General features: G+C 38.2%; 20 protein-coding genes and 1 tRNA gene. 17 read left to right on the top strand and 4 right to left on the bottom strand.

Annotated elements, in window-relative coordinates:
* Window positions 1-6: 6 nt before the first annotated feature.
* Window positions 7-1,452, bottom strand: a complete 1,446-nt coding sequence (locus tag GA0061074_RS07305) for a catalase (RefSeq protein WP_092463330.1) — start codon at window positions 1,450-1,452, stop codon at window positions 7-9.
* A gap of 242 nt (window positions 1,453-1,694) precedes the next feature.
* Window positions 1,695-2,711 (bottom strand): alcohol dehydrogenase AdhP, encoded by a 1,017-nt coding sequence (adhP, locus tag GA0061074_RS07300; RefSeq protein ID WP_092463328.1) that lies wholly within the window; start codon window positions 2,709-2,711, stop codon window positions 1,695-1,697.
* 285 nt (window positions 2,712-2,996) lie between these two features.
* Between adhP and GA0061074_RS07295 the strand changes: the two genes are divergently transcribed.
* From GA0061074_RS07295 to GA0061074_RS07275, 5 genes are all read left to right on the top strand, one after another.
* Window positions 2,997-4,943: a sugar MFS transporter gene (locus GA0061074_RS07295; protein ID WP_092463326.1), complete on the top strand. Its 1,947-nt coding sequence runs from the start codon at window positions 2,997-2,999 to the stop codon at window positions 4,941-4,943.
* A 3-nt stretch (window positions 4,944-4,946) separates the two neighbouring features.
* On the top strand, window positions 4,947-7,148 hold the full coding sequence (locus GA0061074_RS07290; RefSeq protein WP_092463324.1) for an alpha-galactosidase: 2,202 nt from the start codon (window positions 4,947-4,949) through the stop codon (window positions 7,146-7,148).
* Window positions 7,149-7,269: 121 nt separating this feature from the next.
* Entirely contained in the window at window positions 7,270-7,728 is a 459-nt protein-coding gene (locus GA0061074_RS07285) for an ASCH domain-containing protein (protein ID WP_092463322.1), read from the top strand.
* Between the two features lie 22 nt (window positions 7,729-7,750).
* A complete protein-coding gene (locus GA0061074_RS07280) occupies window positions 7,751-8,530 on the top strand; it encodes a glucose 1-dehydrogenase (protein ID WP_092463320.1) in 780 nt (259 codons plus the stop codon).
* Window positions 8,531-8,744: 214 nt separating this feature from the next.
* The gene (locus GA0061074_RS07275) at window positions 8,745-10,076 is read left to right on the top strand and encodes a gluconate:H+ symporter (protein ID WP_092463318.1); all 1,332 of its coding nucleotides are present in this window, start codon (window positions 8,745-8,747) and stop codon (window positions 10,074-10,076) included.
* 59 nt (window positions 10,077-10,135) lie between these two features.
* On the opposite strand, the gene GA0061074_RS07270 is transcribed toward GA0061074_RS07275, so the two are convergent.
* Window positions 10,136-11,188 carry an AI-2E family transporter gene (locus tag GA0061074_RS07270; RefSeq protein ID WP_092463316.1) on the bottom strand — a complete coding sequence of 351 codons (1,053 nt, stop codon included), beginning with the start codon at window positions 11,186-11,188 and terminating at the stop codon, window positions 10,136-10,138.
* Between the two features lie 461 nt (window positions 11,189-11,649).
* Here GA0061074_RS07270 and GA0061074_RS07265 point away from each other — a divergent pair, with 461 nt between their 5' ends.
* The 5 genes from GA0061074_RS07265 to GA0061074_RS07245 all read left to right on the top strand — a co-directional run bounded on the left by GA0061074_RS07265 (window position 11,650) and on the right by GA0061074_RS07245 (window position 17,544).
* Window positions 11,650-12,729: a BMP family lipoprotein gene (locus GA0061074_RS07265; protein ID WP_092463314.1), complete on the top strand. Its 1,080-nt coding sequence runs from the start codon at window positions 11,650-11,652 to the stop codon at window positions 12,727-12,729.
* A gap of 222 nt (window positions 12,730-12,951) precedes the next feature.
* Complete coding sequence (locus tag GA0061074_RS07260; protein ID WP_092463313.1) at window positions 12,952-14,502, top strand: ABC transporter ATP-binding protein; 1,551 nt, start codon at window positions 12,952-12,954, stop codon at window positions 14,500-14,502.
* Window positions 14,503-14,506: 4 nt separating this feature from the next.
* Window positions 14,507-15,628, top strand: a complete 1,122-nt coding sequence (locus GA0061074_RS07255) for an ABC transporter permease (RefSeq protein WP_092463310.1) — start codon at window positions 14,507-14,509, stop codon at window positions 15,626-15,628.
* Window positions 15,629-15,630: 2 nt separating this feature from the next.
* Window positions 15,631-16,587, top strand: a complete 957-nt coding sequence (locus GA0061074_RS07250) for an ABC transporter permease (protein WP_092463309.1) — start codon at window positions 15,631-15,633, stop codon at window positions 16,585-16,587.
* A 147-nt stretch (window positions 16,588-16,734) separates the two neighbouring features.
* Window positions 16,735-17,544 carry a Cof-type HAD-IIB family hydrolase gene (locus tag GA0061074_RS07245; protein ID WP_092463307.1) on the top strand — a complete coding sequence of 270 codons (810 nt, stop codon included), beginning with the start codon at window positions 16,735-16,737 and terminating at the stop codon, window positions 17,542-17,544.
* Window positions 17,545-17,610: 66 nt separating this feature from the next.
* Here GA0061074_RS07245 and GA0061074_RS07240 read toward each other — a convergent pair whose 3' ends face one another.
* On the bottom strand, window positions 17,611-18,981 hold the full coding sequence (locus tag GA0061074_RS07240) for a UDP-N-acetylmuramoyl-tripeptide--D-alanyl-D-alanine ligase (protein ID WP_092463305.1): 1,371 nt from the start codon (window positions 18,979-18,981) through the stop codon (window positions 17,611-17,613).
* 181 nt (window positions 18,982-19,162) lie between these two features.
* Here GA0061074_RS07240 and mreB point away from each other — a divergent pair, with 181 nt between their 5' ends.
* From mreB to GA0061074_RS07205, 7 genes are all read left to right on the top strand, one after another.
* Window positions 19,163-20,143: a rod shape-determining protein gene (gene mreB / locus GA0061074_RS07235; protein WP_092463303.1), complete on the top strand. Its 981-nt coding sequence runs from the start codon at window positions 19,163-19,165 to the stop codon at window positions 20,141-20,143.
* Window positions 20,144-20,155: 12 nt separating this feature from the next.
* Window positions 20,156-20,365, top strand: a complete 210-nt coding sequence (locus GA0061074_RS07230) for a DUF2969 family protein (protein WP_092463301.1) — start codon at window positions 20,156-20,158, stop codon at window positions 20,363-20,365.
* A 29-nt stretch (window positions 20,366-20,394) separates the two neighbouring features.
* The gene (locus GA0061074_RS07225; protein ID WP_092463299.1) at window positions 20,395-21,579 is read left to right on the top strand and encodes an FtsW/RodA/SpoVE family cell cycle protein; all 1,185 of its coding nucleotides are present in this window, start codon (window positions 20,395-20,397) and stop codon (window positions 21,577-21,579) included.
* A gap of 114 nt (window positions 21,580-21,693) precedes the next feature.
* Window positions 21,694-22,485: a pyrroline-5-carboxylate reductase family protein gene (locus GA0061074_RS07220; protein ID WP_092463297.1), complete on the top strand. Its 792-nt coding sequence runs from the start codon at window positions 21,694-21,696 to the stop codon at window positions 22,483-22,485.
* Between the two features lie 76 nt (window positions 22,486-22,561).
* A tRNA-Glu gene (locus GA0061074_RS07215) sits at window positions 22,562-22,633 on the top strand.
* Between the two features lie 335 nt (window positions 22,634-22,968).
* A complete protein-coding gene (locus tag GA0061074_RS07210) occupies window positions 22,969-25,500 on the top strand; it encodes a M1 family metallopeptidase (protein WP_092463295.1) in 2,532 nt (843 codons plus the stop codon).
* Window positions 25,501-25,519: 19 nt separating this feature from the next.
* The gene (locus GA0061074_RS07205) at window positions 25,520-26,329 is read left to right on the top strand and encodes an HAD hydrolase family protein (protein ID WP_092463293.1); all 810 of its coding nucleotides are present in this window, start codon (window positions 25,520-25,522) and stop codon (window positions 26,327-26,329) included.
* Window positions 26,330-26,368 lie beyond the last annotated feature (39 nt).

Genomic DNA, 26,368 nt, shown 5'->3' with positions numbered 1-26,368 from the left:
TAATTTTTAAATTTCTATATCATTGATATTAACACCGATTGCATCAGCAACACGCTTACCATAGTCCATATCAGCACGGGCCATTTGTTGCACCATTAATTGCTTGTTTTCCAGGCTATCAATGGTACCGAGGTTGCTCTTAAATGTTTCTACTAAACGTTGCTTTTCGTCTTCAGACATTATGTTGTATAAACGACCGGCAGCAGAATAGTAATCAGTATCGTATGGTTCGTATGCACCAGTCATACCTTGGAACATATCGCTAGTAATTGATGCATGCGGATCTTCAACGGGACCGTTTTGGCTGTTTGGTTCATAATTAACACTACCATCTTGTCCTTGTGCCATAAAGCCATCGCGAGCATAGTTATGAACTTCATTGCGTGGACGGTTGGCCTTCAATTGTTCATAGTTGGCACCTAAACGATAACGTTGTGCGTCTTTGTATGAGAACAAACGACCTTGTAGCAACTTATCCATTGAAGGTTCGATACCTGGTACTAAGTTGGCTGGTGAGAAGGCAATTTCTTCCACGTCTTCAAAGTAGTTATCTGGATTAGCGTTTAAAGTCATAACACCAACTTCATGAAGCGGGTAGTCTTTATGAGATACTGTTTTGGTGACATCAAAGATATCATATTTGTAATCAAGTCCCTCTTGATAAGGAATAATCTGAACGGAAAGTGTCCATGAAGGGTAGTTACCATCTTCGATAGCGTTGAACATCTCATTTTGTAGATAGTCGGTATCTTCACTAGCCAATTTAGCAGCTAGTTCATTAGACATGTTTGATACACCTTGGTTACTAATAAAGTGATACTTTACCCAGAATTGTTCACCATCAGCATTCACCCACTTATAAGTGTGGCTACCATAACCGTTCATTGTGCGTAAACTAGTAGGATTACCACGATCTCCCATTAGGTAGGTGACTTGATGAATTGATTCTGGTGAATGTGCCCAGAAATCAAATTGCATATTTACGTCGCGCTTATGTGTTCGTGGATCACGTTTTTGTGAGTGGATAAAGTCTGGAAACTTTAGCGGATCATTGATAAAAAATACAGGTGTGTTATTACCAACAATGTCGTAATTACCATCTTCTGTATAGAATTTAACAGAAAATCCGTGAACATCGCGAATAGTATCTGGATAACCCGACTCACCAGCTACTGATGAGAAACGAACGGCAAGGGGTGTTTCTTTGTTTTCCCCATTGAACAAATTTGCTTTGGTAAATTGACTCATGTCATGGGTCAACTTAAAGACACCTTTAGCACCAGCACCCTTTGCGTGGACGACACGTTCAGGAATTCGTTCGCGATCAAAATGCGCCAACTTTTCTAGTAATTGATAGTCTTGCATTAATACAGGGCCGCGTTCACCAGCCGTCAAGCTATGTTGGTTATTAGCCCATGGTTGTCCTGCTTGTGTTGTTAATTTGTTACTCATCATATTCCCCCGTTCGTAATTTGTTTGTAGCGACTTATATAGATTTCATCAATCTATATAAGTCATTATACTGGCAATTATGTATTATGCAAATTAGCATACCTGTTATATATTAATGTGATTTATATAACAAATGAATGTTGTAAGCTTTAACATAGAAGAGTAACTGAAAAGAGTCGTTGGGATAAAATAAGATTTCCCAACGACTCTTTTCGTTAAAAATGTATTAATATATAAACAAATTAATGGGTAAAATCAATTACCATACGACCAACAATTTGATTATTTTTCATTTCGTCGATAATGTCATTAATTTCTGAAAGTGAGCGTGTCTGTACAATTGGCTTAACACGATGCTCAGCACCAAATTGAAAGGCTTCGGCTAAGTCTTGACGGGTACCAACTAATGAACCAGCAACTTTGATACCATCAAGGACCGTCTTAGAAATGTTCAAGCCCATATCACCTTTTGGTAAAGCAATGGCCACTAAGGTGCCGTCAGGGCGTAGGGCATTAACGGCCGTTGTAAATGATGCAGCATTGACGGCAGTTACTAATGCGCTATGCACACCGCCAACTTTGTCTTGTAGAATTGTCGCAGCATCTTCGTCTTTAGAATTAATTGTTAAATCAGCACCAAGCTCTTTTGTAGCATCTAATTTTTCATCATCAATATCAACAGCTGCAACATGAGCACCAAAAACATTGTGAGCATATTGCACGGCCAAATTACCTAGACCACCAGTACCAACAATTTCGACCCATTGACCTGGTTGGACATTACCAGTTTTAAGGCCTTTGTAGACAGTCACACCAGCACAGGTTAGTGACGTTGCTTCAATTGGATCGAGACCCTCGGGTACTTTAACGGCATAATCAGCTGGTACGATACATTCTTCAGCCATTGCACCGTTTACATTAAAGCCTGAGTTTTCAACGTTACGGCATAGTGTTTCGCGACCCGTTGTGCAGTACTCACAGTGACCACAACCACGATAGAACCAAGCGATTGAAACACGATCACCAATCTTAAGGTTTTCAGCACCGTCAGCTAACTTGATGACTTTACCAACTCCTTCGTGACCAATAATTCTACCAGGCACTTTACCAAAATCACCAGCGGCAACATGTAAATCTGTGTGACATAATCCACAATATTCCATTTTTACAAGTGCTTCACCATAATGTAATTCACGTAATTCAACGTCTTTGATATCAACATAACCATCACAAGTATCTCTAACAACTGCTGCTTTCATAATATTTTCCCCCAAGGATTAATAAGTTTTAAAAACAACTAGAGTATAACAAAAGTAATGTTATAAATAAAGTGAAAATAATCACAAATTAAAAAATAAAGTTCCATCAAAATTTTTTATAAAATGACAATCGAATTTTTTTACGAAATATTGTAATTTACAAGTTGCTTAAGAATAGGATTTTAACTTGATTTGTTAAAAGAAAGCGTTTACAATGCTTTGTTGTAATTAGTAGTTAGTTATATTTTGTTGCATGTTATTTTAATAAATTTTAGAGGAAGTATTATGGAAAAAGTTAATGATCAAGCTAACCAAAGTCCGATGCAAAAGGCTATTTCAAGAGTGTCTTATGCATTTGGAGCTTTTGGTAATGATGTTTTTTATGGAGCACTATCAACATACTTCATAATGTTTGTGACGACACACTTGTTTAATACGGGTGATAAGGCGCAAAACGACCGTATGATTATGTATATCACAGCAATTATTACAATCTTACGTGTTGTTGAATTAGTCATTGATCCATTTATTGGTAACTGGATTGATCGTACCAAAACACGTTTTGGTCAGTTCAAACCATGGGTTGTGGTTGGTGGAACGATTACATCAATTATGTTATTGCTATTGTTCACTGATTTAGGTGGTTTGAATCAAAGCCATCCTTACTTGTACTTAGTTGTCTTTGCAATTTTGTATATTACAATGGATGTTTTTTATGCCTTTAAGGATGTTGCGTTCTGGTCGATGATTCCGGCACTATCGTTTAACTCAAAAGAACGTGAACGAACATCATCATTTGCACGTATTGGATCAACATTAGGTGGTGGACTAGTTGGTGTTGTTGTTATGCCACTAGTGCTTTTCTTCTCAGTTAATCAGGTAAACGGAACTGGTGATGCACGTGGGTGGTTTGCATTTGGATTAATTGTTGCTTTGGTTGGAATTGCAACGTCATGGATTGTTGGTTTGGGAACGAAAGAAGTACAATCTGACTTACGTAAAAACGTTGAAGATACTGTTGGTTTTAAACAAATTTTTTCAACGCTAGCAAAGAATGACCAATTAATGTGGATTGCCTTAACATATGGTATTTATGCAATCGGTATTAACATTGAGAATTCACTTGTGTTGTATTACTTTACTTTCATCATGGGAAAGTCAACGCTATTTTCAATCTTCCAAGGTGTCAATATTGTTATTAGTTTAGTTTCTGTTTCAATCTTCCCTAAGTTGGTTGATCGTTTTAACCGTCGTCGTGTCTTTGCGACATGTATCGGAATTATGTTAGCAGGACTATTGATATTCTCACTAGCTGGTAAGTCATTTGCCATGGTTATCGTTGCCGCTGAAATGTTCCAGGTACCACAGGCAGTTATTTTCTTGGTTGTTTTGATGATTATTTCAGATTCTGTTGAATATGGTCAGTTGAAGTTGGGCCATCGTGATGAATCATTGACGCTATCAATTCGTCCATTGTTGGATAAGTTGGGTGGTGCGCTTTCAAACGGAGTTGTTGGTCAAGTTGCTGTTATTGCTGGTATGACGACAGGAGCAACAGCTGCATCAATTACGGCTAGTGGCGCCTTTAAATTTAAGTTTATGATGTTTGGTGTTCCAGCTGTTTTGTTAATCATTGCCTTTATTATTTTCTGGCGTAAGTCAACTCTAACTGAAAAGCGTCACGCAGAAATTGTTGATGAATTGGCTAAGACTTGGGGTAAGAATATTGCGGTAGCTGAAGAAGCTAAGTCGCTTGAAGGAACTGTCGTATTGACCGCACCAGTTGCTGGACAAATTAAGCCATTGTCGGAAGTGTCAGATCAGACATTTGCTAGTGGTCAGGTTGGTCGTGGTTTTGCGATTACACCGACTGATGGTAAGGTGTACGCACCATTTAATGCAACTGTTAAGCAAGTATTCCCAACGCGTCATGCTGTTGGGCTAGTTTCAGAAGATGGTGTTGCACTATTAATCCATATTGGTTTTGGCACTGTAAATATGAATGGAACTGGTTTTGTTAGTTTTGTTACGGAAGGGCAAAAAGTCACAAAGGGTGATCAGTTGATTGAATTCTGGGATCCTGCTATTAAGAAGGCTGGTTATGATGATACGGTTGCTGTTGTGGTGACAAACTGGCAAAACTTTAAAGACTCAGATTTGGTTGTGCCAACCGATACAGCTGTTACTGCAGTGACAGAACCAATCTTTAAACTACATCATGAAGGGAAGTAATGTATGACACAGGATAACTTAATTGTTTTTGATAATCAGACGAAGTCATTTCACCTACATAATGATGAAATATCATATGTATTAGGTATTGAAGAGGGTGGCATTTTAGCTCACCTATATTATGGTCAACGTATTAAACAGTATCACGGACAATTAAAGAATCCACGTCTTGATCGTGGTTTTTCGGATAACTTACCTGGATCGTTAGATCGTACCTATTCATTAGATGCAATTTTGCGGGAATATAGCTATGAAGGGGATGGCGACTTTAGATCGCCAGCGCTTGTGATTCGTCAGGCGGATGGTAGTCGATCAGCATTCTTCAAATATCAAGATTATACAATTTCAGATGGTAAGCCTAAGTTAGCTGGTTTGCCGGCAACGTATGTCATGGACGAATCTGAAGCACAGACATTAACAATCAATTTAGTTGATGAGGTGAGTCAATTAACGTTGGCGATGAATTATACGATTTATCGGGATCGGCCAGTTGTGACACGGTCTATAAAGATTAGCAATTATGGTGATCAAGCGGTTCACTTAGAAAAAGTAGCCTCAATGATGATTGATTTACCAGCCGGTGAGAAAGATGTTATTTCCTTACCAGGTGGTCAGGTTAATGAACGTAATATTAATCGTGAACCAATTACATTTGGTACGAAGGTTTTCCAAAGTCGACGTGGTACAACAAGTCATCACATGAATAATTTCATTGCGATTGCTGATACACATGCGGATGAATTTCAAGGTGAAGTGTTTGGACTAAGCTTTGTCTATTCAGGAAATCATAAAGAAGAAGTTAGCAAAGATCCATATGGCACATATCGAATTGCTGTCGGTATCAATGATGATCAATTCGATTGGGAGATTGCACCAAAAGATAGTTTCCAAACGCCCGAAGTGATTATGACATATTCGAATACCGGTTTAAATGGTATGAGTCAGTCACTACATGATTTATTACGTCAACGCGTTGTCCGTAGTAAATATAAAAATACGGAGCGACCAATTGTTGTGAATAATTGGGAAGCAACTTTTATGGACTTTGATGAAGCAAGATTGCAACCAATTGTTGATGAAGCTAAAGAGATGGGTATCGAAATGTTCGTGCTTGATGATGGTTGGTTTGGTCATCGTGATGATGACAATACATCATTAGGTGATTGGCAAGTGTTGGCGAAGAAATTCCCACAGGGCTTACAGCACTTTGCGGATTATATTCATGAACGTGGTTTACAATTCGGTATTTGGTTTGAACCAGAGATGATTTCAATTGATTCTGATTTGTATAAAAACCATCCAGAATATATGCTTAAAGTTCCAAACCGCACCCCAAGTCCATCACGTAATCAATACGTATTAGACATTGGACGCCCAGAAGTTCGTGAAAATATTCATGACCAAATGAAAGCTATCCTTGATAATACGGATATTGATTATGTGAAGTGGGATATGAATCGTAATTTGAGTGATGTTTATGCAAACGATTTACCAGCGAGTCATCAAGGTGAGGTTATGCATCGCTATGTATTAGGTTTGTATCAACTACTAGAAGATTTGACGACAGAGTATCCTGATATTCTTTGGGAAGGTTGCTCAGGTGGTGGTGGTCGTATTGATGCCGGCTTTATGTATTACATGCCGCAATCTTGGACCAGTGATAACACTGATGCAGTTGCGCGTATGAAGATTCAATACGGCACATCATTAGCATATCCAACTTCATCATTTACATCGCATGTTTCAGAAGCGCCGAACCAACAAACAGGACGTTATACATCACTTGAGACGCGTGGCGCTGTTGCGATGAGTAGTGTTTTTGGTTATGAATTAGATCTAACGCAGATGACTGATGAAGAAAAGCAAGCTGTCAAAGAACAAGTTGCACAGTATAAACAAATTCGTCAATTGGTACAATATGGTAGATATAGCCGTCTAATTGATCCGAGTGAGGGTAATCGTGGTGCTTGGATGTTTGTTAGTGAAGATAAAAATGAAGCGTTAGTATTTTCATTTAGTATTTTGTCACAAGCACAACCTGAAAATAATATGCTTAAGTTAGTTGGTTTGGATGCTGATAAAGTTTACCAAGATGTTGCGACTGGGGATGAATTTGGTGGCGATGAATTAATGCGTGCGGGTATTTATGAACTGGCGGTATTTTCAGACTTTAACGCAACTATTTATCATTATAAAGCTAGGTAAATCCGTCATATTTGGATAATTTTATGAGGTTGTCATCGTTTCTTGGATGGCAATCTCATTTTTATTTAAGAAGATGTAGTAGGTGAAAATAAGTTATAATATCATCAGGGAAGGGAATATTATGACAAATAATGAACAAATTACACAATACTGGCAGAACTTTTGCGATTTACAAGGTATCCCAGCAGCCACGCCATATTCGGCGTGGTCATATGGTGGTGACCAAAAAATGGTGGATGAATTGGCTGAATTAACACGTTGCGGTATTAAAACTGCAACAACGTCAGCAGCTGATTTATATGAACCAGATGAAGCACAACCATATGTTGGGGAATATAATATCGTTTTAGATGCCCACCAACAACCAGTTTGTATAACAGAAACTAAGGTAGTTGAGATAATACCTTATGATTTGGTTTCTGCTGAACATGCTTATCATGAAGGTGAAGGTGATCGGTCACTAGATTATTGGCGCCAAGTTCATCAAGAATTTTTTAAAGCAGAATACGCTAGTGTAGGTCAGCAGTTTAATGAGCAAATACCTTGCATTTGTGAAGTATTTGAAGTGGTATATACTTAAAGTAACGAGGGGGAAATAAACAATGACACAAGAGACATTTAGTATGAAACAATTTGATTTGACGGGAAAAGTTGCGATTGTTACCGGTGGTGCTTCAGGATTAGGACAATATTATACGAAAGCACTTAGTACAGCAGGCGCTGACGTTTTAATTATTTCTCGTTCACAAAAGGGATGGGATGACATTAAGGCTCACGCACAAACAACAGGTCACCGTGCTGAGTTTTTTGCGATTGATATTACTGAGGATGAAGCCGCTGATAAAATTGTGGCTTATGCAATGGAAACTTTCGGTAAGATTGATATTTTGGTTAATAATGCCGGTATGACCATTCGTCATGAATGGGATGAATTCCCTAAAGAAGATTGGGATAAAGTTATTAACTTGAATTTGAATGCGCTATATTATCTATCACAAGCTGTTGCTAAAGTTATGGCAAAGCAAGATAGTGGTAAGATTATTAATATTGCTTCAATGCAATCATATCGAGCAGGAAAGTTTATTTATCCATACGCAGCTAGCAAGCATGGGGTTGTTGGCTTAACGAAGGCATATGCAGACGCGTTAGCTGCACATAATATTCAGGTTAATGCGATTGCACCAGGCTATGTGAATACTGATATGACGAAGCCATTGCAAGAAGATCCCGTACGTGGACCAGAAATTTTGAATCATATTCCAGCCGGACACTGGGCAGATCCGTCTGAGTTGATGGGTGTTGTGGTCTTCTTGGCCAGTGATGCTGCTAGTTATGTGACAGGTGTTACACTACCAGTTGATGGTGGCTATTTGTTGCGTTAATTTAAATTATTCAATAAGATAAAAGTTTCCAATTTAAGCGATTGGAAACTTTTTTGTTGTGAGTGAACGAATATTTTAAGAAATTATTAATTTAGGGATATCAATGTGAAAAAAGTACTAGCCAAATTAGTTGAAAGCGGTTACAATAAAATGTACTCGTTTGATTGTGAACGGTAACATTATATTTTGTTGATATTTTTAAGGAGAAACTATTATGCCATTATTTTGGGTTTTCGTAGGCATTATTTTATTGATTTTACTAATTGTAAAATTCAAATTAAATACCTATGTCTCATTGTTAGTAACGGCTGTCTTTTTAGCGCTTGTATTAGGAATTCCGGTTGATAAAATCGGTCCAGCTATTGAGACTGGAATTGGTGGTCAACTAGGCCACTTGGCAATTGTCTTTGGTCTTGGATCAATGATTGGAAAGTTAGTGTCTGATACCGGTGGTGGTTATCGGATTGCGAATACATTAATCCAAAAATTTGGTCGTAAGCAAATTCAAATTGCGATTATCTTAGCATCATTTATTGTCGGAATTGCTTTGTTCTTTGAAGTTGGGCTAGTTGTATTGCTACCAATTCTGTTCGTGATTGCTAGTGAGTTGGGTATTCCATTACTATACCTTGGAATTCCAATGGCAGCGACATTGAACACAGCACACGCATTCTTGCCACCTCATCCAGCGCCAACAGCAGTTGCTGGTGTGTTTAACGCAAGCATTGGTCAAGTATTGGTACTTGGAATTATTGTAGCTATTCCAACGATTATTATTTCAGGTCCAATCTTCAATATGGTTTTGAAGAAAGTTTATCCAAGTGCTTATCACAAGGAAACACCAAATGTCTTTGGTGAATTTAAGACATTTAAGATTGAAGATACACCAGGCTTTGGTATTAGTATTTTGACATCAATGATGCCTGTTATCTTGATTGGAATTGCCACAATTCTAGAACCTTTCTTATCTACTAAGTCAGCTATTGGTCAGACGATTTCATTTATTGGTAGCCCTGATATTGCGATGTTGCTATCATTAATCTTTGCCGTATTCTCAATGGGTGTTATGCGTCATGCTAAGATGAACGAAATTGGTAATACATTGACTGAATCAATTAAGCAAATTGCAATGATGCTACTAATTATTGGTGGTGGTGGTGCCTTGAAAGAGGTACTTATCGAAGGTGGTATTTCAGATTATGTTTCAGCATTATTTGCTAATACATCAATGTCACCAATCATTGCAGCATGGTTGATTACTGCTGTGCTACGTGTTAGTTTAGGTTCTTCAACCGTTGCAGGTATCACTGCTGCTGGTTTGATTGCACCATTAGTTGCTTCATCATCAATTAACCCAGCCTTGATTGTTTTGGCTATCGGAGCTGGTTCAGTATTCGCTGATCACGTTAACGATGCTGGTTTCTGGATGATTAAAGAATACTTTGGTCTATCACTAAAGGAAACATTGTTGTCATGGACTACATTGACTAGTGTGCTATCACTAGCAGGTCTAGGATCAGTATTGGTTCTATCACTATTTGTTTAATTAAATAAAAAAACAGGATATCGCTATCCTGTTAGTAAAAGCTTGAGATTGATATGTTATCAATCTTGAGCTTTTTGTTTTGTTTTAATTTCTTTAGGCTTACTGATAGATGCATCCTGGACACCTAAAATACTTAAGATAAAGGCAACGATTGGAATACCAATAATTAATCCCCAAGCGCCTAATAAATGTTCCATCACTATGATGGTAGCAAAGGTTAAAAAGATTGGTAGTTCTGTACGGTTAGCCATAAGACGTGGGTGTAAGAAATATGATTCAAAGAAATGAATAGCGGCAACTAAGGCCCAAACTTCGAACATACCTGTCCATCCTAGTGCAGCAAATGAAATGATACTCAATGGAATTAATGAAATCAAAACACCAGCAATAGGGATTAAGCCTAAAATAAAAATCAATAATGCCATAACCATAATGCTAGGTACTTTGATCAAGCTTAGACCAATAACCATAAGAATGGTATTAATAAATGCAATTGTAAGCTGCACTTCGATAACGCTTCCTAAGATAAGGATAAAAGTGCTACCTAAATCATAAACATTTTTGAAAAATACTGGATAATCAGAATTTAAAAACTTTATGCCGAATTTTTGTAGTTTTGTCCATGAAATTGCGCAGATAAAACTTAAAAAGATCGATAAAGCAAGTTTAGAAAGGACGCCACTAATTATAGTAAGTGTATCTAAACCACTTGCTAAAAGCGTTTGCCAATTTTTGGTAACTTCGCTTAACAAATCAAGGTTTTTGTACGTCTCGTCTAAATACTCTTTAACATCAGGAAAATTCTTAATGAATTTCATTACTTCGTCTGGAATAACTGCAAATTGTTCAATTAAGGTTGGCATAATAAAAGTAAATGCCATCCCCAAAATAACTAAACAGGCAACGAAGAAAAGTAGGACGGATAAACCATAAGGAATTTTAGTCCAACGGTTAATTTTGGTGGCGATTTTAATCGCTAAATAACTAAAGATAATGGTTAACAGTACAATACTAATTAAATCTTTAACGACATATAAAAGAGCTAAAATAAAAATTAATGCAATTAGCTTTTGTACATCTACTCGTTTAAATAATGCTTTTAAATCGTTCACGCACTCACTCCTTAGTTTTTAATTTTTAATAACTGACTTCTATTATACGCATGTTTTCTAAAATGATAAGGCTTATGCTATTAGTCTTTCACAATTGACAAATCAAACGCTATTAGAGAAGTAAAACATGACGTAAAATTAATCTGTTATCTAATTGTAAACAAAAAAATTACCGAATAGCAGTTGTTAATATAGGCGTATAAAAAACAATTAAAACGTTTTATGACAAACTTTTTTAGATTATGGATATTTGTTTGTTCGCTTTTAAAGCATAAGTTAAGCATAAAATAACGTAAAACGTTTTACTTAAACGGTCAAAAGTCTAACAATATAGATTGCGTATAACGTTTCAACAGGCTATACTAATCAAAGAAATTAAGGTTTTAAAGTCTTGTTAACCACTTTGTTAACTAGATTAAATCGGTTAGACATAGATGTGCGAAAGTTGAGGAAAATGAAACATGGTTTCACGTCGTAATTTAGTAATTGGTGGAGTTGCAGTTGTTATTATCGCTGGTGTCGGTGCAACGGTGCTGGGTAATAAGAATACAAGTACTGATAAAAAAGATTTTTCAGTTGCCATGGTGACTGATGTTGGCGGTGTGGATGATCGTTCATTTAACCAATCAGCCTGGAAAGGTGTAACTGATTGGGGTAAGTCACACAACTTACAAAAGGGTAAAGACGGTTATGACTACTTTGCTTCAAAGACTAATGCAGACTTTGCACCCAACTTTCAACAAGGAGTTTCAGCTAATTACAACTTGTTGATTGGTGTTGGATATGCAACGAATGATGCTTTGGTTGAATCAGCAGAAAAGAACAAAAAGACTGACTATGTCTTGATTGATGATAAGGCTAAGAAGTCATTAAAGAACGTTGCTTCAATGATGTTTAAGCAACATGAGGCCTCATACTTGGCTGGAGTTGCTGCGGCAACCAAAGCTCATGAATTAGGTGATAACAAGGTCGGTTTTATTGGTGGTATGAGTTCAGCAACCATTAAGGCTTTCCAAGCAGGTTATGTTGCCGGTGTTAAGTCGGTTGATCCAAATATGAAGGTTGATGTGCAATACATTGAATCATTTACTGATACTGCAAAGTCAAAGACAATTGCTGATGCAATGTATACTTCTGGTTCACATATTATATTCCAAGCAGCTGGACCTGCCGGAAACTCAGTATTTACAGCAGCCAAGGATATTGATACAAAGATGAACGCTGATGATAAAAATAAAGCTTGGGTCATCGGAGTTGATATGGATCAAAAAGACCAAGGTGATTACAAAGCTAAGAATGGCGAAGCTGCTAACCTAACGATGGCTTCAGCAATTAAGAAGATTCCAAGTTCAGTTGTTAAAGTTGCTAACCAATCGATGAAGGGCAATTTCCCTGGTGGAAAGGTTGTGACGTTTGGCTTGAAGAACAATGGTGTTGGGTTAACAAAATCTAATTTGAATGATAAAGAAAAGCAAGCTGTACAAAAGGCTGAAGATGCTGTAAAAGCTGGTGACGTTAAGGTACCTAGCAAAGTAAACTAAAAGTGATTGCAATAATAGGTAACAGTTGGGAAAGCGGAACAAGATAATGTTCGGCTTTTTTGATTACTAGCTCCTATATATCCGATGTTATGTGACAAAAATGTTAAAAGACGAATTATTTTAGGTTGAATACTAGTAAAACGGGTTGAAAATATGTAAAATAACCTTTATATATTAAATTTATGTAGACAAGTTGGAACTTTTTTCAGGGAGAAAGAGAATATGGCAGATGAGCCAATTGTGCTGGAAATGCACAATATCGTGAAACAATTTGGTGAGTTTCGTGCAAATGATGATATCAACCTACAAGTAAGACGTGGTCAAATTCACGCGCTACTTGGTGAAAATGGTGCAGGTAAGTCAACGCTAATGAATCAGCTGTCTGGTTTATTGCAGCCAACTTCAGGTGATATCTTAATTAATGGTCAAAAGACGATTGTTGATAGTCCGGCAAAAGCGGCTGAACTAGGAATTGGAATGGTCCACCAACATTTTATGTTGATTGATGCATTTTCAGTTACTGAAAATATTGTGTTAGGTTCAGAACCAGTAAATGGGATGAACTTGAATATCAAAAAAGCCACTAAAGATATCCAAAAGCTTTCAGAACAATACGGATTGGACGTTGATCCGCAAGCCTTAGCTGGTGATATTTCAGTGGGGATGCAGCAACGTGTCGAAATTCTAAAGACACTATATCGTGGTGCTGATATTTTGATTTTTGATGAGCCAACAGCGGTATTAACACCGCAAGAAATTGATGAATTGATGAATATCATGCGTCATTTGGCTGCTGAAGGTAAATCAATTATTTTGATTACTCACAAGTTGGATGAAATTAAAGCAGTTGCTGACCAAGTGACAGTTATCCGTCGTGGTAAATCAATTGATTCGTTCCCAGTTGAGGGGGTTTCATCACAAGAATTAGCTGATATCATGGTTGGGCGTTCAGTATCGTTATATGACACTGCTAAGACACCAGCACAACCTAAGGAAACGGTACTTTCTTTGGAAGGCCTAACCGTAAAAGATAGTCGTGGTGTGACGGCTGTTAAAGATTTGAGCCTTGATTTTAAGGCCGGTGAAGTTCTAGGAATTGCGGGAATTGATGGTAATGGACAATCTGAACTTATTTCAGCTATTACTGGTTTGATTCCAACAGCTTCTGGAAAAGTAGTTTTACATGGTAAGAAAATAACAAATAAAAAGCCACGTCAAATCACAGAAGCTGGGGTAGCACATATTCCTGAAGACCGTCATCGTTTTGGTCTTGAATTGGATATGACTTTGGCTGAAAATATTGCATTGCAAACGTACTACAAGCGTCCACTTTCAAAGACGGGAGTACTTGATTACAATGCCATTAATAAGCATGCACGCGATTTAATTGAAAAGTTTGATGTTCGTACTGTTAACGAGTTAGTAACGGCCGGTTCATTGTCTGGTGGTAACCAACAAAAAGCAATTATTGCACGTGAGTTAGATCGTGATGCCGATTTTATTATCGCAGCACAACCAACACGTGGACTAGACGTCGGCGCTATCGAATATATTCATCAACAATTAATTAATCAACGTGATGCTGGTAAAGCAGTGATGTTAGTTAGTTTTGAGCTAGATGAAATTTTAAATGTTGCTGATCGCATTGCAGTTATTTCACACGGTGAGATAACAGGTATTGTTAATGCAAATGAAACATCGAAGAATGAGCTAGGATTATTGATGGCAGGTATGTCATTAGATCAAGCTCGGGCACAATTAGCAGGAGAATAATCTCGTGAATAAAATTAATTCATATAGTACAGGGCTTGTTGCCGGCCTAGCTGTCTTCTTTGGTTTGATAGTTGGTGCGGTTATCATGCTGATTTCAGGGTTTAACCCCGTAACTGGTTATATTAGTTTAGTACAATCAGCATTAGGATCTTCATTGAATATTGGTGAAGTGCTACGTGCAATGACACCGTTAATTTTAACGGCTGCCGGTTTCTTGGTGGCACAATCAGCTGGCTTCTTTAACATCGGACTTTCTGGTCAAGTTTGGGTCGGCTGGATTGCTTCAACTTGGTTTGTTTTGGCTAATCAAGGTATGAATCCTTGGATTTTGATTCCAGTCGCAGTTATTATCGGTGCTATCGGTGGTGCTGTGATGGGCTTTATTCCAGGGTGGTTACGAGCACAATTCGGTGCATCTGAAGTTATTACAACAATCATGTTGAACTACATTGTTCTATATGGTGGTAATGCGGTTGTGCAAGGTTTGCCAAAGCATTTGATGGCAACGACTGACATGACTAAGACATTGTCAGCTACTGATTCATTACGTTGGGACTTTTTGTCTAACATAACTGGCGGTTCGCGTTTTAATATTGGTTTCATTATCGCCGTTGTCGCTTTATTAGGTATTTGGTTCGTTATGAAGCGCACGACACTAGGATTTGAAATTCGCGCTGTTGGATTGAATCCTGATGCAGCACGTTATGCCGGTATGTCGGCTAAGCGTAATGCTATTATGGCGATGACTATTTCTGGAACATTAGCTGGGTTGGCTGGTGCAACTGAAGGTTTGGGAACATACTTAAACATTTTCTCTCAATCAGCCGCACCACAAGTTGGTTATGATGGTATGGCCGTTGCGCTATTAGCATCAGGTTCATTCTTGGGAATTTTGTTTGCTGCCTTTTTGTTCTCAGTTCTATCAGTTGGTGGACTTGGTATGCCATTAGCTACTGGTGTCCCAACTGAATTGGTTTCAGTTGTAACGGCAGCAATTATCTTCTTTATTGGTGCTAACTACTTGATTCGTTTTATTCTTGTTAAATTGGATGAAGACGATGAAAAGTCAAAGAACAAAAAAGATAAGAAAAAAGCTGCAAAACTTAATAAAAAGGAGGCCAAGTAATCATGAGTGTGGAAACGATTTTACAATTAGTGATTTCAAGTACATTGGTTTACTCAGCGCCGCTAATCTTTACAGCGCTAGGAGGAACTTTCTCAGAACGTTCAGGTATTGTTAACGTGGGACTTGAAGGAACCATGATTATGGGAGCCTTTGCTGGAATTGTCTTTAATTTAACTTTTGCTGATAAATTTGGTAGTGCAACGCCTTGGTTAGGATTAGTTGCAGGTGCTGTTGTCGGCTTGGTATTCTCATTGCTTCATGCCGTAGCAACAATTACGTTACGTGCTGATCACATTGTGTCAGGTACAGTTATGAACTTGATGGCACCTGCTTTGGGTGTTTATATCATTAAGTTGATGTATGGTAAGGGTCAAACATCAATGATTTCAGAAAACTTTGGTTACTGGAATATTCCTGGCTTGAGTAAAATTCCGTTTATTGGACCTGTATTATTTACTAAGACGTCATCAACAGCATGGGTTGCAATTCTGATTGCTTTTGTTGCTTCATGGTTATTGTTTAAAACACGTTTTGGTTTGCGCCTACGTTCTGTTGGTGAAAATCCACAGGCGGCTGATACTTTGGGATTAAACGTTTATGTCTTGCGTTACGCGGGTGTTTTGATTTCAGGTGTCTTAGGTGGTATCGGTGGTGCTTTGTTTGCCCAATCAATTGCAGGTAACTTCTCAGCATCAACCATCGTTGGTCAAGGTTACATGTCAATGGCTGCTATGATATTTGGTCGTTGGAATCCAGTTGGCGCAATGGGTGCAGCTTTGTTCTTTGGTTTTTCACAATCAATGGCCATTGTTGGCGCACAATTACCAGTCGTTAACCAAATTCCAGCCGTTTATCTACAAATTGCACCTTATGTATTTACGATTTTGATTTTGGTTATCTTCTTTGCCAAGTCAAAGGCACCAGCAGCCGATGGTGTTAACTACATTAAGTCAGTTTAATAATTGTTCTGAATGTTAAGAAAAATATTTAATTAAATAGATGTGCTTGAGGTCACCAAATTCGATGAGAATTTGGTGACCTTTAGTATATTCAGTTTATTGTTATAATAGGGTGGATGATAATAAATAATTAAGAGGGCGGAAAATATGATAACAACTATTGCGTTAGATTTAGATAACACCTTATTGAATGCTGATAAAGAGATTTCAAGTGAAAATGAACGGGTTTTAAAACAATTGCACCATGAGGGTAAGCGTATTGTTTTGTGTACTGGGCGTCCAATTCAAGGTATCCAAAAATTATTAAAGCAATTAGAATTATTTGAGTCAGGGGATTATGCCATTACTTTTAATGGTGGCTTGGTACAACATAATCAAAGTCAAGCTATTTTAGATCAAACAACTTTAAATAAGGCAAACATTGCAGCACTATATGCTGATGCACAAGTAAGAAATTATCCACTTGATGTTATTGGACCAGATCGTGTATATTCATTGACGGCCTTAGGAAAATCAGATTATGAAGATTTCATGGGTGCTGCATTGAATTTTTCAGATATCACATTTGATGAATTACCAGATGATCAAAACTTTGGTAAAGCCGTATGTTCAGCACCGGCCGATAAGATTAAGGAAGTGCGTGCAGGGTTGCCAGCTAATTTAACGGATATGTTGCACATTGTGCCATCACGTTCTGAATTATTAGAATTTCTACCTAAAGATGTTAACAAGGCACGTGGGTTATCACAGTTGATGGCGCATTTTGATGAGTCACTTGAAAATGTGATGGCATTTGGGGATGAAGAAAATGATTATGAAATGATTGAACAAGTTGGTGTCGGCGTTGCGATGGGGAATGCAATTCCTAAAATTAAGCAGGTTGCTAAAGCTGAAACGTTAACTAATAATGAAGATGGTGTTGCTGCATATTTGAAGCAGTATTTTAATTTAGATTAAAAAAATAGTGGGACAATAGGTTAATCCTGTTGTCTCACTATTTTGTATATGTCAGGTGTTGTATGCTTAGTTAGCTTTCAACTGCTTAACAATGTTTTCAAGGTGCACGCCGTGTGACCCCTTCAACATAATCATGTCGTTAGCAGATAAATCATTTAATAAATCTTTTAGTAGTGTTTCTTGATCTGCGATGGCATAACGCTTGACGCTACCAGCTGGATAAATATCACGTAGCACATCTTCTAGTGGTGCGATTTCTTCACCAACTAGATAGACGTGTTGGATTTTATCAGGGTCTAAACTATCAGCTACGCTAGCATGTAGGGCTGCTGAGGCTTCACCAAGTTGTAGCATGTCGCCAATTACAGCAAAACGTTCACCATCCGTAGGGACTTCGGCAAAGAAACGTAATACTTCTTTAGCTGCCGTAGGATTTGAGTTGTAAACATCAGACAAGATTTTACCGCCAAAATTACCTGCTAACCACTCGGTACGGTTTTCAGTAATTGGTGCGGCAGCTAAGGCATTAGCGATTTGTTCATCTTCAATTTTTAATAGATGACCAACAGTGATAGCGGCCAAAGCGTTAGCAATATTGTATTTTCCAGTCAATGGAATAGTAAAGCGTTGTGAGCTTTGGTTTGTTATGAAACTGGCTTGTAATGGTGTCATATCGATTTCACTGGCGAATAAATCATTGGTGCTGTTTAAACCAAATGAATCATTGTTTAGTGTTGCATGTTGGGCAACACGCTCGTTTAGTAATGGCTCATCACCGTTAAAGACCAGATGACCATTTTCTTTTAGGCCATTGATGATTTCCATTTTGCCATCAGCAATACGCTCACGTGTTTTGAAAAATTCGATGTGTGCTTCACCAATCATGGTTAACAAAGCGATATCAGGTTTGACAAGCTTTGATAAAAAGTCTAAATCACCAGGATGATCCATACCAATTTCGATAACTAATAATTCGGTGTCGTCAGGCATTGATAGGATAGTCTGAGGAACGCCAATTTCGTTGTTGAAATTTTCAGGTGTTTTAACAGTACGATATTTTTGTTGACCAATTGCAGCGATAAAATCTTTTGTGGTTGTTTTACCATTTGAACCGGAAACGGCAACGACGAGCGGATTAATTTGGTCAAGATAGTGACTAGCTAGTTGTTGGTAAGCAGCTAAGGTGTCTGGTACGATGATGACAGGCATGTCAGTTGGCACATCAGCGTGATCAGCTTGCCAAAGTGCAACACTAGCACCTTGTGCTTGTGCTGCAGCAATATAATTGTGGCCGTCGTTATCAGCGACTAAGGGCACGAATAAACTGTTTTCAGTTGCTTGGCGTGAATCAAAGGTTGTATTAGTGATGAACACATCAGCTTCATTTTGAATGGGTGCATTTAAAATAGCAGCCATTTCTTTAATTTTTAATTTCATTTTTCTTAGTCCTTTGGAAGTTTTTGTTAATTATCATTTTACTATGTTCATAAACAGCCGGCAATCAAAGCGAATGGTTGTGGATTTTGCAAGATTTTTTTTGGTGTATGGTTTATACTATTAGAGATAGTATTTAGAAATTTGGACGAGCTTGCTCGGTACAAAATAAGAGGTGAAATTCATGGCCAAAGAAATCGGCGTTGATTTAGGAACGGCAAATGTGCTGATTTATGTTGATGGAGAGGGGATTATTTTAAATGAACCTTCCGTAGTGGCAATTGATACAAAAACAGAAAAAATTCTAGCAGTTGGGACAGAAGCTTATCAAATGGTAGGTCGTACACCAGGTAATATTCGAGCTGTTCGTCCATTGAAAGATGGTGTTATATCTGATTTTGATATGACCGAAGCAATGTTATCGCGCTTTATGTCAAAATTAAATGTTAAAGGAATTATGGCACGACCAAACATCATGGTGTGTGCGCCAACTAATATTACAAGTATTGAGCGTAAGGCTATTATTGGTGCTGCAGAGAAATCTGGTGGTGGTAAAGTCTATTTGGAATATGAGCCAAAGGTTGCTGCAGTTGGTGCGGGCTTAGACATCTTTTCACCGATTGCATCAATGGTTATTGATATGGGTGGTGGTACAACCGATATTGCGGTTTTGTCACTTGGCGATATTGTGACGTCTGAATCTATTCGCGTTGCTGGAGACAAAATGAATACTGATATTGCAATGATGGTTAAAAATGATCATGGTTTGCAAATTGGTGAGCGTACCGCTGAACAAATTAAGATTCAAATTGGAACGGCTAACCCATTGGATGAACCAGAAGAAATGGATGTTCGTGGGCGTGATGCCTTTACTGGTATGCCACGAACGGTTACATTAAATGCCAATGAAGTTGAAGTCGCAATGCATGATACATTGACGTTAATTGTTGATGCCGCTCATGAAGTATTATCACGCATTCAACCTGAATTAGCGTCAGATATTATTGATCGTGGTATTGTATTGACAGGTGGTGGTGCGCTATTGCGAGGTGTTGATAGTTTGATTGCCCAGCACTTGGGTGTACCTGTTATGATTTCTGAAAAACCATTAGATAATGTTGCTAAAGGAGCTGGTAAGCTTCTTGCTCACATGCACGAAAAATAAGGAAGGTAGAATATGGCACGTAAAAATAAACCAGTTGCTGTTGAAATAAATGAATTAGACGATAGTATTTCTGAGGTTATCATTAATAAGGTAACGTTGGGAACTGTTGATGAAAAGGATTCACCACTTGTGGTAACCTTTGCTGATGGTCACACAAAAACAGCAGATAGTTTTGATAATGCTGTTGCAAGTTTGCTTGCTGAATATAATTTACATCATTAATATAATGAACCAATAAAAAAGGGGGAAACATGCTTAAACGTTTTTTCTCAAAAGATGGTGGTGAAATTGATTGGTCAATCATCTTTGTTGTCATGATGCTAGCGCTGATTGGCTTGGCTTCATTGTATGTTGCAGGAACACATGATGCTGGAGTTAATGTTATTAGGATGGTTGTGTTGCAACTAGCCTATTATGTTGTTGGTATTATCGGGGTTGCGATATTAATGCAGTTTGATTCTGAACAGTTATGGCGTATTGCGCCGTATGCATTCGGAGTTGGTATGGTATTGATGGTAGCCGTTTTGTTCTTCTATTCGAAATCTTATTATGCTAGTACAGGTGGTAAGTGGTTTGCGATTGGACCTGTAACATTTCAACCTGCTGAAATAATGAAACCGGCTTTTATTATTATGTTGGCAAGAGTAATTACGGATCATAATATTGCTAATCCAACACATACAATGAAAACAGACTGGCGTTTGCTACTTAAAATCATGTTATGGACCGTGCCAGTATTGATCGTTAACGGTAGCGATTTTGGAACTAATTTAGTATTTATTGCCGTTGTCTTTGGAATGACTTTAGTGTCTGGTCTATCATGGTTGATTTTAGGACCAATCATTGTATTTGTGGGAGCACTTGGTTCAGTTGCTATTTTGTTGGTGACACAAACCTGGGGACGTCATATGTTGGAGAGTATTGGTTTTAAAGCTTACCAGTTTACTCGTATTGATGCCTGGCTAAATCCACAAAACGATACTTCTAATGGTGCCTATCAATTATGGCAATCAATTAAAGCAATTGGTTCAGGTGGTATTACTGGAACTGGTTTTAATGTTTCCCATGTTGATGTGCCCGTCCGTGAATCTGATATGATTTTCTCAGTGATTGGTGAGAATTTCGGATTTGTTGGAAGCATATTATTGTTAATCTTATACTTCTTGTTGATATATCAAATTATTCAAGTTGTGTTTGATTCATCGAACCAATTTTATGCTTATATTGCAACCGGTGTTGTTATGATGCTGTTGTTCCACATCTTTGAAAATATCGGTATGAATATTGGTTTGGTGCCATTAACAGGTATCCCATTACCGTTCATTTCGCAAGGAGGTTCGGCCTTAATTGGTAATATGATTGGTATTGGCTTGATTATGTCGATGCGTTATCATAATAAATCATTCTCATTATCCGAACGCGAAGGATTTTCATAAAAATAAGTGAGTTAAAGGTTCTTTAGTTTTAAAGAATGTTTAACTCACTTTTTCTTTTGCGTTGGTACTGTCTATGGTATTATAAAAAATAATAAGATTATAAAGGAGTTTAATATGCTAACAATTGGATTTATTGGAGCGGGTAATATGGCCCAAGCTATGATGCAGGGATGGTCTGGCAATCCGGAAGTACAATTAACGGTGTATTCACCACATTCTGGAAAGCAAGTAGCCCAAAAACTAGGTATCACAGCTAAAGATTCTGCAATGGAGGTCTGGTTAGCATCGGACTTGGTTGTTTTGGCTACACCAGCGGATGGATTAGAAGCTACAGCTAAGGAACTACAACCAGCTATTTTAATGAAGCCTAGCGTGATTGTAGCATCTGTATTGGGTGGTATTTCATTAGCCCAGTTACATCAAGCCCTTGGTGAGCAGTTGATAATTACACGTACGCTACCAAATGTGAATGTTGGTGTTAAATATGGTTATACTGCGTTAGCATTTGATGCAGATACCGATCCTGATGTTAAAGGTGCCGTAGCAGCACTCTTCTTAGAATTTGGACGTACTGATGAATTGCCTGAAGAACAATTTGGTGCAGTTAGTGCAGTGGCAGGTTCTGGACCAGCTTTTGTGGCAGCTTTTACTGAAGCGCTTAAGCAAGCAGCTATGAAAAATGGGATAACAGAAGAAATTGCTGCCCGTTTGGCTGAGCAAACTGTTGCTGGGACGGCCCGTCATATGATTCAAGCTAAAAAGACGCCATTAACACTTGCTAATGAAGTTATGACGCCTGGTGGATCAACGGCAGCAGGATATGATGTCTTGCAAAAAGGTGATTTAAACCAATTAGTATTGGATACGATTGCCGCAACGATGGCAAAAAACGCCGAATTTGAATAAAAAATAAAAAAGTACTTGCATACTTAATTTAAAACTGGTATTATTATTTATGTTGTTGAGGCAGCGAAGTAATAATGGCTCATTGGTCAAGCGGTTAAGACTCCGGTTTTTCACACCGGCATCCAGGGTTCGACTCCCTGATGAGCTATCAGTTAGAAGAACTAACATTACGATGTTAGTTCTTTTTTTATAACGTTGGGATAAAAGAAAATGTCCCAACGTTTTTTTAATGTATTAACTATAAGCCGTAAGTTTTATAGCATAAACGCGTTCCAAAAGTCTGAAGCCTCAATGTAACATAATTGCCGCAATCCTTGGCCTTCATATTGCTACGGCCAAAAAATACGACAATCACGTTACACACCGGCTTCAAAACGACTTTTGTCTCGCTCTCTTTTCTATGCACTAGAAATACAGACCTAACTAGATGAGACTATGATAGAATGGACCATATATAATTATTTATAGGGGGATAATAAATTTATGGCAGCAGGTCAACGTTTGGTAGATATATTTCAACCAACACATTATGATATTTATTTAGATATCAATCGTGCAACAAAGGTGATTACTGGTCAAACAGCAATTAAGGGAACAGCTAAGCAAGCCGATATCCTATTGAATCAAAAGTTTATGACTGTACAACAGGTCAAAGTTGATGACCAAGTTGTGACACCAACGGTTGATGATGCTAGTGAAACAATTGCATTTACGGCACCACATACAGGTGAGATGACGATTCTTGTTGACTATACAGCACCATTGACAGATACAATGATGGGAATTTATCCTTCATATTATCAAGTTAATGGCGAGAAGAAACAATTGATTGGTACGCAATTTGAAACAACAGCTGCTCGTCAAGCCTTTCCAGGTATTGATGAGCCTGCTGCAAAGGCTACTTTTTCATTAGCTATTAAGTATGATGAACAAGATGGTGAAACAATTATTGCCAACATGCCAGAAGAGAAAGTTGTTGACGGTGTTCATTACTTTGCAGAAACGGTTAAAATGTCAACTTATTTGGTTGCATTTGCCTTTGGTGAAATGCAGAGTAAACTTACAAAAACGAATAGCGGTGTCCAAGTAGGGGTCTTTGCAACAAAGGCTCACCAAGCATCAGAGCTAGATTTTGCTTTGGATATTGCTAAGCGTTCAATTGAATTTTATGAGGATTATTATCAAACCCCATATCCACTACCACATTCTTGGCAGCTAGGATTGCCTGATTTTTCAGCAGGCGCAATGGAAAACTGGGGCTTGGTTACATATCGTGAAGCATACTTGACTCTTGATGAAGAGAACGCTTCGTTAGAAATGAAGCAACGTATTGCAACAGTGATTGCTCACGAGTTGGCTCACCAATGGTTTGGTGATTTGGTTACAATGCAATGGTGGGATGATTTATGGTTGAACGAAAGTTTTGCTAACATGATGGAGTATGTTGCCATTGATGCATTAGAACCAGATTGGCACATTTGGGAGTTGTTCCAAACATCAGAAGCTGCAGCAGCATTGCAACGTGATGCTACCGATGGTGTGCAATCTGTTCATGTACAAGTTGAAAAGCCAGCAGAAATTGATGCCATTTTTGATAGCGCCATTGTGTACGCAAAGGGTTCACGAATGCTAGTTATGGTCCGTGCGCTAATTGGTGACGATGCTTTGCGTCGTGGTTTGAAGGCTTACTTTGAAGCTCATCAATATGGTAATGCCCGTGGTGCAGATTTATGGGCAGCACTTGGTCAAGCAGCTGGTATTGATTTGACAGCGATGATGGATACTTGGTTGGAACAACCAGGCTACCCAGTGTTGACTGTTGCAGTGGTTGATGGTCAATTACAAGTAAAGCAACAACAGTTCTTTATTGGGGATGGTGTTGATAAAGGTCGTCAATGGCAGATTCCGTTGAACAGTAATTATACTGATGTACCGGAATTAATGGTAACGGACAAGTTGGTATTGGGTGATTATAAGGAAATGCGTCAAACTGCCGGCACCCCATTCCGATTGAATGTTGGCAATACTGCACACTTTATTGTTAATTATGAACCAGATTTGTTGCAGGACATTTTAGCTGATATTGATAACTTAGATGCAATTACACAATTGCAATTACTACAAGATTTACGTCTACTTGCTGAGGGACGTCAAATTTCATATGCGGTTGTTGTACCATTGTTGCAGAATTTTGCAAACAGTACTTCAGGTGTTGTGAACACGGCACTATACCAAGTTGCTAATAATTTGAAGAAGTTTGTGACTGACGGTACGTCTGCAGAGAGTCAATTAAAGCAATTAATTAATAAATTAAGTGCTGACCAATTTACTCGTTTGGGTTGGCAAGGTTCAGCAAATGAACCAGTGGCAGATCAAGTTAGTCGTCCAGTTATTGTTGACGCCGCATTGTACGCACAGAATGAAGCAGCTACGAGTTCAGCACATGAATTAGTAGTCGCAAACCGTGATGCGTTGGTTGCTTTACCAGCTGATGTTCGTGCAGATATTTTGGCAAATGAAGTTAAGCATTATGGTAGTCGTGATCTATTTGATCAATTGTTGTCAGATTACCAAACAACAGCCGACGGTGGTTATCAACGTGATATCACAGTTGCATTGACGGCAACTCAAGATGTTGATTTGATTAAAGAATTGATTAGTTATTTTGAAAATAGTGATATTATCAAGCCACAAGATTTACGTGGTTGGTACAAAGGTGTTTTGAGTAACGATAAAGGGCAACAATTAGCTTGGGATTGGCTACGTGATGAATGGTCATGGCTTGAAAAAACAGTTGGCGGTGATATGGAGTTTACGACTTACATTACCGTAACGGCTAGTGTATTCAAGACAGCTGAACGACTTGCTGAATTTAAAGCTTTCTTTGAACCAAAACAGGATACACCAGGATTGGGTCGTGAAATTACAATGGATACCAATGTGATTGCTGGGCGTGTTGCTTTGATTAATGACGAACAAGCAGCTGTACATCAAGCGATTAGTGAAGCATTATAATTAACAAGGGGAAACTAATATGACGCGTTTATTTGTAAGTGATTTGGATCAAACATTTTTGGATGGCCAACGTCATTTTAATGGACCAAGATTTGCGGCTGTTTTAGATAAATTGGAAGCAAATGGTGACCAGTTTGCAATTGCGACTGGTCGTGATGAAAAATGGGTTCGTAATAAATTTGGTGAGTTGGCTAGTCGAGTTCACCTGGTAACTGGTAATGGGGCGACTTGGCGAGTTAATGGTTCGGATACGTTGCACGTGCGTAACGTTGATGCCGATGTGTTGCCAAAATTAGAATCATTATTATTACAGCCGGAATTTGACGCTGTTCGTGTCATTGCTTTTTCAGCTAATAATATGTATAGATTAGCAGGATTGGCAGGTAATGGGGATGATGAAAATTCTGATGTTCGTCAGACTTATCCAAATATCATCTCTGTTGATCATCTTTCAGATATTGATGAACCATTGACGAGTGTTACCGGTGCTTTTTCAAAGGCGCATGCTGAAGAGGTAATTGATGCCGTCGATAATAATCACTTGCCACTACATGTGACAACATCAGGTTATGGAACGGTTGATATTTTAGCGGCAGGTGTTAATAAAGCAACCAGTTTGACTAAATTGATTGATCAAATTGCGATTAAACCTGAAGACTTGGTTGTATTCGGGGATGGCATGAATGATTTAGAAATGATGCAACTTGCTGGTCAAACTTATATCATGCCAAACTCTGACAAACGACTATTTGGTCGGGGTTACAATGTTGTTGAACATGATAATGAGCATGACGGTGTGCTAGCCGAAATTGAAAAGATTTTAGCATAATAATATAAGTAAAAGGGTGTTGATTTAACCATATTAAAT

Origin of the sequence: Weissella bombi (assembly GCF_900094835.1) — a bacterium.
GTDB lineage: Bacteria > Bacillota > Bacilli > Lactobacillales > Lactobacillaceae > Weissella > Weissella bombi.
The sequence above is the reverse complement of the archived record's forward strand: the minus strand, read 5'-3'. Positions and strand labels throughout refer to the sequence as shown.